Annotated in this window: 8 protein-coding genes; all 8 read right to left on the bottom strand. The window is 42.5% G+C overall.

Features of this window, described 5'->3' with window-relative positions:
• Positions 1–18: 18 nt before the first annotated feature.
• The 8 genes from PHEP_RS03975 to PHEP_RS03940 all read right to left on the bottom strand — a co-directional run bounded on the left by PHEP_RS03975 (position 19) and on the right by PHEP_RS03940 (position 13,600).
• Entirely contained in the window at positions 19–2,424 is a 2,406-nt protein-coding gene (locus tag PHEP_RS03975; RefSeq protein ID WP_012780962.1) for a glycoside hydrolase family 3 N-terminal domain-containing protein, read from the bottom strand.
• Between the two features lie 96 nt (positions 2,425–2,520).
• The gene (locus tag PHEP_RS03970; RefSeq protein ID WP_012780961.1) at positions 2,521–2,883 is read right to left on the bottom strand and encodes a response regulator transcription factor; all 363 of its coding nucleotides are present in this window, start codon (positions 2,881–2,883) and stop codon (positions 2,521–2,523) included.
• A 135-nt stretch (positions 2,884–3,018) separates the two neighbouring features.
• Positions 3,019–4,362, bottom strand: coding sequence for a putative sensor domain DACNV-containing protein (locus PHEP_RS03965; protein WP_012780960.1), 1,344 nt, complete (start codon positions 4,360–4,362; stop codon positions 3,019–3,021).
• Positions 4,363–4,375: 13 nt separating this feature from the next.
• Positions 4,376–5,566: a GAF domain-containing sensor histidine kinase gene (locus PHEP_RS03960; RefSeq protein WP_012780959.1), complete on the bottom strand. Its 1,191-nt coding sequence runs from the start codon at positions 5,564–5,566 to the stop codon at positions 4,376–4,378.
• Positions 5,567–5,797: 231 nt separating this feature from the next.
• On the bottom strand, positions 5,798–7,069 hold the full coding sequence (locus PHEP_RS03955; protein WP_012780958.1) for a glycoside hydrolase family 88 protein: 1,272 nt from the start codon (positions 7,067–7,069) through the stop codon (positions 5,798–5,800).
• A 44-nt stretch (positions 7,070–7,113) separates the two neighbouring features.
• Positions 7,114–8,634: a chondroitinase-B gene (gene cslB, locus PHEP_RS03950; protein WP_012780957.1), complete on the bottom strand. Its 1,521-nt coding sequence runs from the start codon at positions 8,632–8,634 to the stop codon at positions 7,114–7,116.
• Between the two features lie 19 nt (positions 8,635–8,653).
• Entirely contained in the window at positions 8,654–10,465 is a 1,812-nt protein-coding gene (locus PHEP_RS03945; RefSeq protein ID WP_012780956.1) for a RagB/SusD family nutrient uptake outer membrane protein, read from the bottom strand.
• 18 nt (positions 10,466–10,483) lie between these two features.
• Positions 10,484–13,600, bottom strand: a complete 3,117-nt coding sequence (locus tag PHEP_RS03940) for a SusC/RagA family TonB-linked outer membrane protein (protein ID WP_143715687.1) — start codon at positions 13,598–13,600, stop codon at positions 10,484–10,486.
• Positions 13,601–13,727 lie beyond the last annotated feature (127 nt).

Genomic DNA, 13,727 nt, shown 5'->3' with positions numbered 1-13,727 from the left:
GCATGATCTGCTCGGGTTCTATTTTACTGTAAATTCCTTTTTCAGTTTAATATCTTCTGAAGAGTTACCAATCATGACAATGAATTTTCCGGGTTCAACAGTCCGGTTCATGTTTTTATCAAGGATGGCCAGATCGTCCGGATGAAGGGTAAACTTAAGGGTTTTGGTTTCACCGGGTGCCAGACTCACACGTTCAAATCCCCTCAATACAGATTCATAGGTAGTCACGCTGCTGACTACATCTTTCAGGTACAGTTGTACCACTTCATCACCCTTGCGCTGACCGGTGTTTTTCACATCAACACTGACCTGTACATCGGCCTGGTTATGGATTTCTTTCTTGTCCAGATTTAAATTACTGAACTCAAAAGTGGTATAACTTAAGCCGTATCCAAATGGGTACAGCGCACCAAGCACCCTGGTTTTTCCGTTCCCGTTTGGATCGTCATTTTTACCCTGACCAGCCTGCGATCCTGGTTTGAAAGGGAAATTCAGCTCAATTTGCCCGATAGATTTTGGATAGGTCATTGTCAGTTTACCTCCGGGATTGTTATCACCGAATAATGTTTCGGCTACTACTTTACCTGCTGATGGCCCGGGAAATCCTGCCTGCAGGATGGCCGGCAAGTAGCGGTTTTCCCAGTTGATGGTCAAAGGACGTCCGTTCACCATAACCATTACTACAGGCTTGCCTGTAGCATGCAAGGCCTGTAACAGCATTAACTGGCGCCCCGGCAAATTTAAGCCGGTTCTGGATTTACTTTCCCCAACCTGTTCATCGGTCTCTCCTACTACAGCAATAATAACATCTGATGCTTTTGCAGCTGCCACAGCCTGGTCAATTTGCAGCTGTTCTTCAGTGGTAAGTTCGACAGGAATAATCTCACTTTCCGGCCACTTGGCGTCAATCACCTCACAGCCTTTACTATAGGCTATTGTTGAATTTTTACCTGCATAAGCTTTTATTCCATCAAGGATAGAAACAATAGGGTTATTTGAGGGGCCATACCTGCTGGTGGTGTAATTTATCTCGGTAGCCAATGGTCCGCTAACCAGGATGCGCTTATATTTAGCAATATCAAGTGGCAACAGGTTTTTATCGTTTTTTAACAATACCATAGATTCCCTGTTCAGTTGTACCGCCAGCTCTTCATCCGCCCTGGTATGCACCTTTTTGTCTGCAGCGGCCGGGTCTTTTACATAAGGGTCATCAAAAAGGCCCAGTCTGAACTTTACACGCAATACATCAGCCACACGTTCATCAAGCGTTTTCATAGATACCGAACCTTCCTTAACCAATTCTCTTAGCGGAAGGATAAAGTTTTCGGGCTTGGTAAAGTGGGTACGCACATTTAAGCCAGCCTCTATAGCCTGTTTAACAGCCTGCTTGTAATCTTCTGCCACATGATGTTTACCCGAAATAAATTCTACCGCTTCACTGTCCGAAACCACATAGCCATCAAAACCGTATTGTTTACGCAGCAGCTCTGTAAGAAAATAATAACTTCCGGTTACAGGTTCTCCGTTCCAATCATTATAACTGCTCATGATGCCCATAGGTTTAGCTTCCTGGATTACTCTTCTGAACGGATATAGGAACATTTCATGCATTTCCCTTGGCGCTACATGCGGATCAGTACGTGCCTGTCCGTCGCGTCCGCCTTTAGGCACACTATATACAGCATAATGCTTTAAGGTAGCAGCAGTTCCCTGGTCCTGGATACCCATGGTCATTTGTTTACCTAATTCTGCAATCAAAAAAGGGTCTTCTGCATAACATTCCACTACCCTTCCCCAGCGCTGGTCGCGGGCAACATCAAGGATCGGTGCATATACATTGGTATAGCCCAATGCCTTTGCTTCACGGCCAACAATACTTCCTGCCTGGTACACAATACTTTTGTTCCAGGTACTGCCGATATTCACAGGGGCCGGAAAAGGGGTAGCCCGATCGTGGCATAAACCATGAATACCTTCATTACTGAAATCTACCGGAATACCCAGGCGGGTTTCCTCTACAAACCACTTCTGCACGGTATTAATGGCATGGGCATGTTTGCTAAAAGGGAAAGAATATTGTGTAACGGCCTTTTTATTATAAGGCAGGCTATTCAGTTCCTCATCTATATTTGCGATACCATCTTTCCAGATACTCGTTTTCCATTCCGCTGTCGGCATTTCGTCTTTTAGAACCCTTCCGTAACCGTAAAGTGTTGCTGTCTGACAGGTTTTCTCGTCCAGGTTCATTTGCCCCAGCAAATCTTTCACCCTTGCATCAACAGGCCTTGACGGATCTTCAAAAACATCCATCCTCCCATTTTTATTAAAATCTACCCAGCCCTTATGATAGATATTTTTGAGCTGCGCACCGGCAGTTGTTACCAAAAACAAAAAAGCCAGCGTAGAAAATGATTTATACTTCATACAGCCATTAAATTGCGGTTAATAGAAATCTCTAAATTAATATATTAACCGCTTTTCAAATTGGCTATAGCTTCAGTGATTTTGGCATTAATGAAATTAATTGTGCACATAATGCTCAATTCTGTTGGCAAAATCATTCAGGTCAAATGGCTTATTGATAAACTCATCCGCTATACATTTCGCCTTTACCTTATTCAGGTAATTGTTGGCCGACATCATCATTACCGGAATGTCATGGGTCTTTACATTTCTTTTCAGTGTTTCACAAATTTCCAGTCCGCTCCCATCCGGCAGCATGATATCAAGAACTACCATGTCGGGATTACGCTTTTGCATCTGTTTCCAGAAATCATTAACAGTAGGCGATGCCACTACTTCATACTCATCTTCAGTCAGCATGTATTCAATGATATCTCTGATTGCCGCGTTGTCTTCTACAACATAAATACATTTTTTCATCTCTATACAATTTATGTCCAATGGTGTTGAAGTCTTTATAATGGTTTCAACACATCATGAATTTGATGTATAAGCTTAACATTGCTAAATTTTAGATGTTTACAATACTTTTCAACCTTTGGTAAGTTATCAACTTTAGCGGGAGAACTTTCTTGATGTCAGCCTAGGCATTTTATTGCTCCTCAGGAACTGGTAAACCTTAATATTTTCCCACATCATAACTTTACCGTCTACACATTTTATTGCCCTGATTTCCCCATCCTGTGAAACGACGAACCCCAGACTATCGGCATGTTTATAACAATAGGCAAACATAGACTGGTGCCTGGTGCCAAAATGGGACGGGTCAATTTTAATACTGGCCTGTGTGGGTTTAGAAGATCTGTTTACCCAAACCTGGGGTGGTTGCTCTTTTTCAGTAATGACAGTGCCAAAGCCTTTAACTTCCAGGTGGGGTGACATCAGTACCAAACCATCTACACAGCTTAAGGATGATACAAATCTGATGGCCCCGATCAGCTCATTATAGCTATCCTCTATGTCCAGCTCATTATCTTCACATTCTTCGTGTAATATTACAGGCATCAATCCCTTTTGCCGGTTCAGTGCTTTAATCTCTTCTGCGAGCAGATCGCTGTGCGTAACACTGGTGAGGATGTTCATGATCGCGGATTCAATCCTGTCGTATGTCAGCCGGTACTTGGTACTCAGGTCCGTTTCAAAATCTTCCGTGATTAATATTGCGCCGCCATGATCATAATTTTTTATTTTGAGCAGGATCCTGCTGATCGACTGGATCACATATTCAAAAATAATGTCGTTAAATATTTCGGTTTCATTTGCATTTAGCCGATGTTCAAACTTTTTTTCCAGAAAAGCATTTGAATATTCAGCTTTTTGCTGGATAAATGTCGAGACCGGACCATATTCAAAAACATTAGGATAGAGTTTGACCAGCGAATGCTGGTTCAGCGTAGCAAGAGGATGGTAATCCAACATCACGTTCAGAATACCAATGCCATTGATCATCGTTTGAATAATCCCCGGATATAAAGGTTTTTCTTCCCGCTCGTAATTCAGAAAGCTCTGATAATGCACTGTCTGATCAACCATACCGTAAATAAAAAGCTTATTGTGCTCATCATAATAAACGGACAGGCTCGAGCTCCATGGATCAGCGGCTTTTGACAATTTTACCAGATTTTTGATTGAAAATTCTATAGCAGGTTCAAAAGGGAAAAATTTCCAGTTGTCAAACCTTTCCATTCCCTCTTCAGAAAGATCAATAGTTTTATGGTCAAGCAAGGTGACAGTAACTCTGATGAACTGCCCTTCTTCAGTCTGCAGACTGGTATAATACAACGTATTAAACAACTCATTCAGGATGGCCTCAGCAGGTTTTTCTTCCCTGATCTTAGCGCGCTTCAGTTCTTTAAAAACAAAAGCAGCGAGGTCGCTCGGAGTAAAATGTTTAACCATATTTTATTGTAAGTTAGTCCAGTTCCTTAACCAATGGGATTTTCAAAGTAAAAGATGTTTGATAGTTTTCCGACACGACCTCAAGTGTCCCTCCATGTGCTTTCGCAATTTCTGAAGAAATGAAAAGCCCTAGCCCAAGGCCGTCATGCCCTGGTCTTACTTCACCGCGGGAAAAAGGCTGAAAAAGACGTCCCATAGCTGCCGGGGAAATCTCTTCTCCAAAATTGGACACACAAAGTGTAAATATTTCCTGCCCTGTAACCGCACTGATTTTAACAGGTTGCTCCGGATCGCCATGACTTAATGCATTTCCCAACAAGTTTGAAAACAGCTGGGCTATCCTTAACCCATCGCAGCTTACCACTGAACTTAACCTGAAATCAGTTTCAATACTCCTGTCGGGATAGCTGAGCTGGAGTTCTGTAATGACGTTAAAAAGCATTGTTCCCAATGAACGTTCTGGTTTGAAATTAACCTGGATCCCTTCGCCAAGCCGGCCTCTGGCGAAATCAAGAATATTTTCAATCAACCCCTTAATGCGCAAGGAAGAATCTTGTATGATACCTGCAAGTCTTCTCATCCGGTCGTCCAGCGGCATCCTGAGTAAGAGCTGTGCAGCATTCGATACCGCCCCTACAGGATTACGCAGGTCATGACCAAGAATAGCAATAAACTGCTCCCTGAGTTCAGAGGTTTTTCTTTCCTCAAGTAAACTGGACCTTGTATCATCAACCCTTTCCTGAGCTTCCAGCTGTACCGCAATCAGTTCTGCAAAGTTCTTAAACATACCCATGATCTGTTCATTCCTGAGTTTTCGGGGCAAGGGGTCGATGGCACACAGTGTGCCAAAGAAAGTGCCGTTACTTAACATAATCGGCATAGAGATATAGCTTTGAAAACCATACATTTTTGGTGTATGATGATCTGCAAAAGCAGCGTCTATGGCTACATGATCAATCACAACTACCTCGTGGTGCCTGCGGATCTCATTACAGATGGTAGTTTCCAATACCAATTCCCCTCCCGGTTTCAATCCAAAACTGATTTCATCTTTTACCGCACAGGCTACCCATTGCGTTTCGGTAACCCTTGCCACTGCGGCAAAGCCCATACCAGTAGCGCGGCAAATAATTTCCAATATTGAATCTATTGCAGCAATGCGGGCGGTAGCATTAAGATCGTCCAGGATGTTAACAGTTTCCATGATCAATTTTTGTAACGCATAAAGAACGTAATAATTTATCACATTTTAGCTCCCTCCTTCGTTCTTGATTATCCTATGGTTCGGCCTTTTCTTCGCAAAAAGGTAATTTTGAGAACAAAGGCCGAATCATCCCCGAACAAAGGTGGAATCAGGTTACAAAAACAAGTTTATTTGCCCCAAACAAAAAAGGCGAGGTATTTTTATACCTCGCCTTCATTGCTTCAGCAAAGTTTAACCCTGCAATTTCTGATACCTCAGCAAGGCTTCTAAAAAGTAATAATCGGCATAAATTAAGGGTACGTCAATTTCAGAATTATGTGGCAGACTGCCTACTGAATGCTTCAGGATAAAACCTGAATTGGTACCTGGTTTAGCCAGGTATTCACTTCCGGATAAAGATTTCAGCATCTGCTCCGCAGATTTGAAATACTTATTTCCGTTTTTAGCAAAAGTACTTAATTCCAGCAAGCCAGATGCGGTCAATGCCCCGGCCGAAGCATCACGCGGAATATAAGACAGCTTATTGGCATTGTAATCAAAATCCGGAGTATAACCTTTTTGTCCTGCATTAAAATCCCAGTAAGGAATTTTATCTTTTGGCAAATTAGGGTGGCTGATGTAAAAATCGGCCGCTTTTTGAGCTGCCTCCAGAAAACGTTTATCTTTCGTTTCCCTGTACATCATAGTGAAACCATATATGGCCCATCCCTGTCCCCTCGACCAGGTAGAGTTATCTGCGTAGCCCTGATTGGTTTGCTGGTGCAGCACTTTTCCATCAGGCGCATAATCTACTACATGATAAGTACTGAAATCGGGTCTGAAATGATTTTTCATGGTGTTTAAGGCATGACTGATGGCCACATCCTTATATTTCGGATTACCTGTTAACTTAGACACATAACAAAGCATCTCCAGGTTCATCATATTGTCTATGATCACTGGGTATTGCCAGGTCGTTTTATTGTCCCATGATTTTTTAGCATTCCAGGATTTAATTAAGCCTACTTTAGGATCAAAGCGGGTTAAAGCCGATTCGGCCGACTGGATCAATATTTTATTGTATTGTGCTAACTTCACAGGGTCTTTTTCAAACTTCATGGCATTGCCATAAGAACAGTACATCACAAAACCCACATCATGGTGCTGCGTTAAAAATTGTGCCTGCTCCAATGCTTCTGTCCATTTGGTCGCTGCAGCTTTCCATTCCGGTTTATTCGTATATTCATAAATATACCACAAGCTACCTGCAAAAAAACCTTGTGTCCAATCCCAAACATCGGTCGTCTTTACTGAGCCATCCTTGTTTGTCGTGCGGGGAAAAGCTGTAAGATCTGTTGATGTTTTGAGCAGCTGGGTATATTGTTTTTCTGCAACGGTAAAATCTTTTTTGATCAGTTCCGTCTTCGGCGAAAGCCATAAAAATGCAGAAGCCGATACCGAGACAGCAAGCGCAGAAGCCAGTAGAAGGCTACGCCTTTTACCATTGAAATTGATTGGTTTCATTTGTATTTGTTTTATAGGTTATCAATTCACCGGGATGATCTATCTCAGTGCTCTTTATTTCTTTTAATTACGGCTTTAAACTTTGCAGCCCTATCTGCAGAAAGCCTGGCCGTTAAAGCATACGTCCCGGGCATTTCTTTTAACCAGTAGGGCCTTACTTCATCCCAGCTAAGGGGCTTTCCTGTAATGCCTTTGCTGATCAGCGCATTGAGATCAAGAGCGATTCCTTCTATGGGCTGGATATCTTTAATTTTTACCGGCTTATAGGCAGACCTATTGGCCGAAATGTTAACAGGGATTCCCTTTTCCACACCTAAGGCTACATTACCAGTCCAGCTATTTTTCCCTGCTATAAAATAATCATCTTTAAAAAATGGGTAAACATAAGGTTTATCCTTAAAGAAAAGATTGCCTTTTAACATTAGCTGGTGCGGGGTTTCGAACTTAAGCCTATTGGCTGCACAATATTCTTTTCTGCGCTCATCCAATGGATTAAAATGGATGGCATACCCATTTACATTGATGAAAGCGTTGTTGGCTATCAACATATCGAAAGCAAGAGCATGCTCCGAAGCCATAGCACCGGGGTTTAAATACAATGCGGCGTTCCCCCTCGACTTTATGGTTTCGGACAGCTCAAAATAATTACAGGCTATGACATGCCTGCTTCCCCAAACAAACATTCCCCCGTATCCAAATCGCTGGTCATTGCCTATATAAAAATTGTTAATGGCCACCTGATGATCACCGTGACGAAAGTTCATGGTGCCCTGGCAATTCAGGTAAGTATTACCATAATAAACATTTTCCTGCGATTTGCTGGTGATGATCTCTGCTTCCGAATCCTGACGCATAAACAGGTTAGAGTCTACCAGACAACGGCCTATATCATTACGGTAATAGCCAATCCTGATTCCCCCTCCGGCATTACCCGGTTTTTGCGGATTGGAAAAAAAACAGTGATCAACACGATGGTACATCGCCGGTCCTCCCACCGAACCGTCTTTAATAGCTCTGGCTGTATTGTTCAGGTTAATTACCTGGTCAAAAGTGATCTTATCGGTAAAACTGCAATGGTCTATGCGGCAATGTTGAGGTACCTTTCCGTCTTCGGTAAGCGAAGTAGTAATGTAAGCAGAATTGGCTTCATCAAAACAATCAAATACACATGCGGTAATGCGGTTATAGCTACCATATATAGCCACCAATCCGGGTCCATGTGATTTCCATGCCTGAATAGCTCTGTTCCCGTCTTTAAACCAGATGCCTTCCAGTATCAGGTGCTCGCCCCTCAGCTCTACTTTAGCATCTCCGGTAAAAAAAACCTTACCCGGGTTCAGGGCTTTAATAGTGATGGGCAAACCAGATTTTCCTGAATTGCTGACAATCAGCTGAACATCTTTATAAGTCCCATCGGCAATCTGTACCAGACCACCGGGTTTTACCTCCTTTACAACCTGGTATAAAGTTTCATTTGAAGCAACAACCTGACCTAAGCATGGTGCCACATTCAGCAGCACCATGATCGGCAATAAGTATCCGGCTAGTTTATTCAGCATCTTCATCCAATTTTCTTAACCAGTATTACCAGCCTGTATTGTTAGGCAGCAAAGCCGGATTTACAGAAGTTTCATATAATGGTACCGGCAACAACAGGTGTCTGACGTTGGCATTGTTGCCTGCAAGAGCTGCATATTTAAATGCCGTTGGTGCACCTGCAGTAATTTCTGCGGCTGTACTTTGGATATTGGTCATGAAATCACCCCAGCGGATCAGGTCATTCCGGCGTAAAGCTTCAAAGCAAAGTTCTTTGGCCCTTTCATTTTTAATTACTGTCAGTAAAGCTGCTTTAGATGCTGTTTGAGCTGGTTTAAGCACTTCATCATTGGCAACAGAAATGGTAGCTGTTGCCACAGCACCGCTACCGGCGCCACCAGATATCGTTACCGTAGGTGCAGAAGTATAAAAAGCACCATTGTCTGTAAGGGTTATGGCTGTAATTTTACCACTTGTTATGGTTACAGTAGCTGTTGCATTACGTGTAGCACCACCACCACTAATGGTAACAGTAGGTAAATTAGTAGCTAAATAACCTGTACCGCCGTTAGTAACGTTAATGCTGCGGACCTGTTCGCCAGCCAGTACTTTACCAAAAGCCCTTTTTCTTACCTGGTTGATGGCATCAATGACCTCTGTTGTTGGCCCGTCTACATAGTTTGCAGCCTCGGCAAGCATCAGCAATACATCCGCATAGCGTAATAAAGGAAAATTTTCAGGTGTATAGTTTTTTTGCTTTTCAAGCAACTCATATTCCCTTCTGAATTTGCCGGTATTGCGCTGATAGATTTCTGCAGGTGTCCAGTTTGTTCTGGCAGTAGTGGCTCCCACATATTTAAATGGCGCAATTGCCCAATCCCTGCGCAGGTCGCCAGCTTCATACAATTTAAACAAAGTAGGTGTAGCAGCAATAAAACCATAGCTATAACCTTCTTTTTCATTAGAACATAAAATACCGTTGGTATTACCTACCCTACCTGCTTCTGTATAGGCGTTGCCGATGCGGTTACCCCAGAACTCAACTTCCCAGATGCTTTCCTTAACATCGTACTTATCCTGGGCATAATTGATAAAAATTTGCTTATAGTCGTTGTTTAAACTATGTAAACCAACTGTGGAAACCACTTTCCTTGCCCATTTCAATGCTTCTGCATACCTGGAAACATCATTTACAGGGGCACCAGCCATATACAGATTTACTCTGGCCAGGATGCCCTGAACTGCACTTTTGCTTACCCTGCCACCAAAACCAATATCAGAAATAGATTTGACCAGTCCTTCGGCCTTTGTCATATCTGCAATAATCTGATTATACACCTCTTTAGCAGGTGTACGGGCCACATCTGTAGTGGTGATAGAGCTGGTAGGTTTGATGATCAAAGGCACATCGCCCCAGTTGCTTACCAGTAAAAAATGATAATACGCCCTTAAAAATAAGGCTTCGCCTTCTATTGCCCCTCTTTTTGTTTCATCCATTGCAGGTTTATTGATATTTGCCAGCACCAGATTGGCCCGTTCAATCCCTTCATAAAGGGACTTCCATAATAGCCTTACATCGGTATCTGATGCATCAAAGTTTAGTACCTGGATACCGGTCGACTGGGTATTACGCTGGTAATAACTTTCATCTGTTGCTGCAGTGATCCGGGTAAAAATTGAGTTTCCATATACGTTTTCACTACCCATCACATCGTAAACACCAGTTAGGGCGGCATTCATTTCCGACTCAGTAGAATAATAATATTCAGGAGCAGCGGTTGTAGGCTTGGTATCCAAAAACTTTTTACAGGAACTGAATCCTATAATCAGCAGGATCGATAAATATTTTAAAGCTTTCATATCTTGAGTTTTTTAAAATTAAAATGAAGTATTCAGGCTAAAAACAACTGCCCTTGCCCTTGGATAAGCCGAGTAATCAAATCCAGGGGTCAATGCCGAATTCCTTACAGATACTTCAGGATCCATTCCGGTATATTTTGTAAAAGTGTATAAATTTTGCCCCGAAGCCGAAACCCTCAGACTTTTCAGTTTAATCCTTTTCAGCACATCAGCGCTAAAATTGTATCCCAGGGAAACTGTTTTGATCCGCAGGAAAGATCCGTCTTCTATTACCCTTGAAGAATATACTGCCGGGCCTTGTCCTTTAACCCTGTAAAGTGTATTGCTTGGGTTATCTGGTGTCCAGCGGTCTGCATAGCTCGCAAACTGGTTCAGGTTCTTTTTGTCCAGCATATTTCCTTCAAACAACATCCTGTTGGCGTTGTAGATATCGTTGCCATAAGACCATTGCAAAAATACGCTCAGGTCAAAGTTTTTATAGGTAAAGTTATTGGTAAAACCACCTACATGAATGGGCTGGCCGCGACCAATTACTTTGCGGTCTTTAGCATCTACAACCAGGTTCCCATCCAGATCCTTGTATTTAATGTCGCCAGGTTTAATGCTGTTTCTCGCATTCCCGTTGTTTGGCACATCATCTTTCAGTGTAAATACACCGGGACTGTTTTCATTAAAATCACTGTACTGGTATACACCATCAAACTCATAGCCATAAAACTGGGCAATTGGCTGGCCAACATTTGCAATATACAATGGTGTGGCATTATAGGAATTCTCCCAGCTGATCGGTGTGGTTTTAAACGATTGTCCCGCATTCAGGGCCATTACCTTTGAACGGTTAAAGCTGATGTTAAAACTGGATGACCATTTAAAATCTTTATTGTCGATGTTCCTTGTGTTTAAGGTAAATTCAAGGCCTTCGTTTCTTACTTTACCAATATTTTTAAATGCTGTTTCATAACCGGTAGTATAAGGCAAATCAGCATTCAGCAATAAATCGTAAGTGCTTTTACGGTAAACGTCGGCAGTAAAACCTATCCTGTCCTTAAACAGGCTCAGGTCATACCCAATATTGGCCTGGGCTGTACTTTCCCATCTCAGGTCAGGGTTGCCATAAGTTAAAGGAATAGCACCTATGCTCACCGTGTTGTTAAAACCATAAGACCCACCAATAGGGAATCCCAATACAGAAAGGTAAGAGAAATCGCCCACCCTGTTATTACCGGTTACGCCATAGCCCACCCTCAGTTTGGCATCATTTACAAATGGAAGGGCTTTCATAAAGTCTTCGTTGCTCATTCTCCAGGCAATTGATCCCGAAGGAAAATAACTGGTGCGCTTACCTGGTAAAAACTTAGAAGAACCATCGGCCCTGAAAGAAGCACTTAATAAATATTTAGACTTATAATCGTAGGTAACCCGGCCTAAAAAAGAGAGCAGCTTGCTGTTCGAGCTTTCTGCTGTAACCGGCAGCGGTGTACCCTGAGATAAACCATCCAAACCGGCCGACTCATTCGGTAACTGTATAGCAGCCAAACCATATCGCGAATATTTATCCTCCTGCATGGTAATACCTGCTACTATGTTCAGGTTGTGAACCTTATTAAATCTTTTGGCAAAAGTTAAGATGTTTTCATTTAGCCAGCTGGTATTTTGTGTATAAATGATAGATCCGTTTACTTTATTGGTACTGCTTGGTCCACCATAATAAGTTTGGCTGTTATAAAAAACATCATTTCTGCGCAGGTTATTGGAAATACCACCCGAAACCTTCAGGGTCAGGTTTTTATTGAAAGCATATTGTGCATAAGAGTTTATGCGTAAATTATTGGTTGTTGCATTCCGCAATTCGTTGTTTGACGACAATACCGGATTTATCCTGTAATCATTCAACCCATCAATATCAGGATCAAACAGCTGGTCCAGCAGGTTACCGTCCGATCCCATAACAGGTCTGTAGCCCCATACACTATACAACAGGTTGTTGGTAGCCGAATTGGTTCCGGAAGTAGGAATAGTACCGCTGGCCTTGATATTGCTGTAATCGATACTCGCGAAAACCTTCAGTTTATCATTAACTCTTTGAGTAATGGCCATTCTGCCCTGGTAACGGTTAAAGCCTGAATTGATGATCACTCCGTCCTGGGAATTGATAGACCCTGATATAACATATTGTGTTTTTTCGGTTCCACCAGTTAAAGACAGGTTATGCTCTGTTGAAGGGGCCGTCCTGAATACCTGGTCCTGCCAGTCGATTCCTTTAATGTCTTTATAAGAGTCGAGTGTTTTTCCGTCTTTATAATAAAGAAGCGGGGTATTGATCGGGTCAATCTCTTCCTGCAGCCGTACAAATTCGTATGGGCTCATCACATCCATTCTTTTTGTGTTTTGCTGAAAGCCCACAGTACCGGTATACGAAATAACAGGCGCACCTATTTTTCCGCCCTTTGTTGTGATCAGGATCACACCATTCGCACCTCTTGCTCCATAAATTGCTGTTGCTGATGCATCCTTCAATACTTCAATAGATTCAATATCTGCAGGATTAATGGCATTGTTGTTAGATACCTCCAAAGGAAAACCATCTACCACGTATAATGGCGAATTGTCCTGAGTGATGGAGTTTTGTCCACGTACTACAATGTTAAATGAATTACCAGGCTGCCCGTCGTTTGATGCCACCTGCACCCCTGCAACCCGGCCCGCCAAAGCTTCATCAAAAGATTTAACAGGTGCCTTTTGCAGGTCTTTCATATTTACGCTGCCTACAGCACCAGTAAGATCTCTTTTTGCGACCGTACCATAACCAATTACCACTACATCGTTCAGCACTTTACTATCTTCGGCAAGGCTTAGATTAACCACACCTTTATCGCCTACGCTCATCTCCCTTTGAAGATAGCCGATATAACTAAAAACAAGTGTGCTGTTTCCCTGCGACGGAACCTGGATGGCATAACGTCCATCCCTATCCGTAGTTGCGCCTGTTTTAGTTCCCTTAACCAGCACACTGACACCAATTAAAGGATCGCCCGAGGTCTGGTCTGTCACCTTCCCTTCAACCTTTCGTGTTTGCTGGGCAAGAACACTAAAGGCACAGATCATACACATTAAAAAAAGGTAAATCTTTCTCATACTTAAAAAGTTTAAAATTTGGTTTCTCGTAATAATCCCCCTAGATTACTACCATCAAAATTGCGCATGAACCCATGGAAAAAGGGGGTACAGATTAATTTATATAAGGGTAATAATCAGTTAATAT

Source organism: Pedobacter heparinus DSM 2366 (assembly GCF_000023825.1).
Classification (GTDB): domain Bacteria; phylum Bacteroidota; class Bacteroidia; order Sphingobacteriales; family Sphingobacteriaceae; genus Pedobacter; species Pedobacter heparinus.
The sequence above is the reverse complement of the archived record's forward strand: the minus strand, read 5'-3'. Positions and strand labels throughout refer to the sequence as shown.

Excerpts from the sequence above, each read along its gene's own strand:
- PHEP_RS03975 (WP_012780962.1), bottom strand. The coding sequence starts at position 2,424 with ATGAAGTATAAATCATTTTCTACGCTGGCTTTTTTGTTTTTGGTAACA.
- PHEP_RS03970 (WP_012780961.1), bottom strand. The coding sequence starts at position 2,883 with ATGAAAAAATGTATTTATGTTGTAGAAGACAACGCGGCAATCAGAGAT.
- PHEP_RS03965 (WP_012780960.1), bottom strand. The coding sequence starts at position 4,362 with ATGGTTAAACATTTTACTCCGAGCGACCTCGCTGCTTTTGTTTTTAAA.
- PHEP_RS03960 (WP_012780959.1), bottom strand. The coding sequence starts at position 5,566 with ATGGAAACTGTTAACATCCTGGACGATCTTAATGCTACCGCCCGCATT.
- PHEP_RS03955 (WP_012780958.1), bottom strand. The coding sequence starts at position 7,069 with ATGAAACCAATCAATTTCAATGGTAAAAGGCGTAGCCTTCTACTGGCT.
- cslB (WP_012780957.1), bottom strand. The coding sequence starts at position 8,634 with ATGAAGATGCTGAATAAACTAGCCGGATACTTATTGCCGATCATGGTG.
- PHEP_RS03945 (WP_012780956.1), bottom strand. The coding sequence starts at position 10,465 with ATGAAAGCTTTAAAATATTTATCGATCCTGCTGATTATAGGATTCAGT.
- PHEP_RS03940 (WP_143715687.1), bottom strand. The coding sequence starts at position 13,600 with ATGAGAAAGATTTACCTTTTTTTAATGTGTATGATCTGTGCCTTTAGT.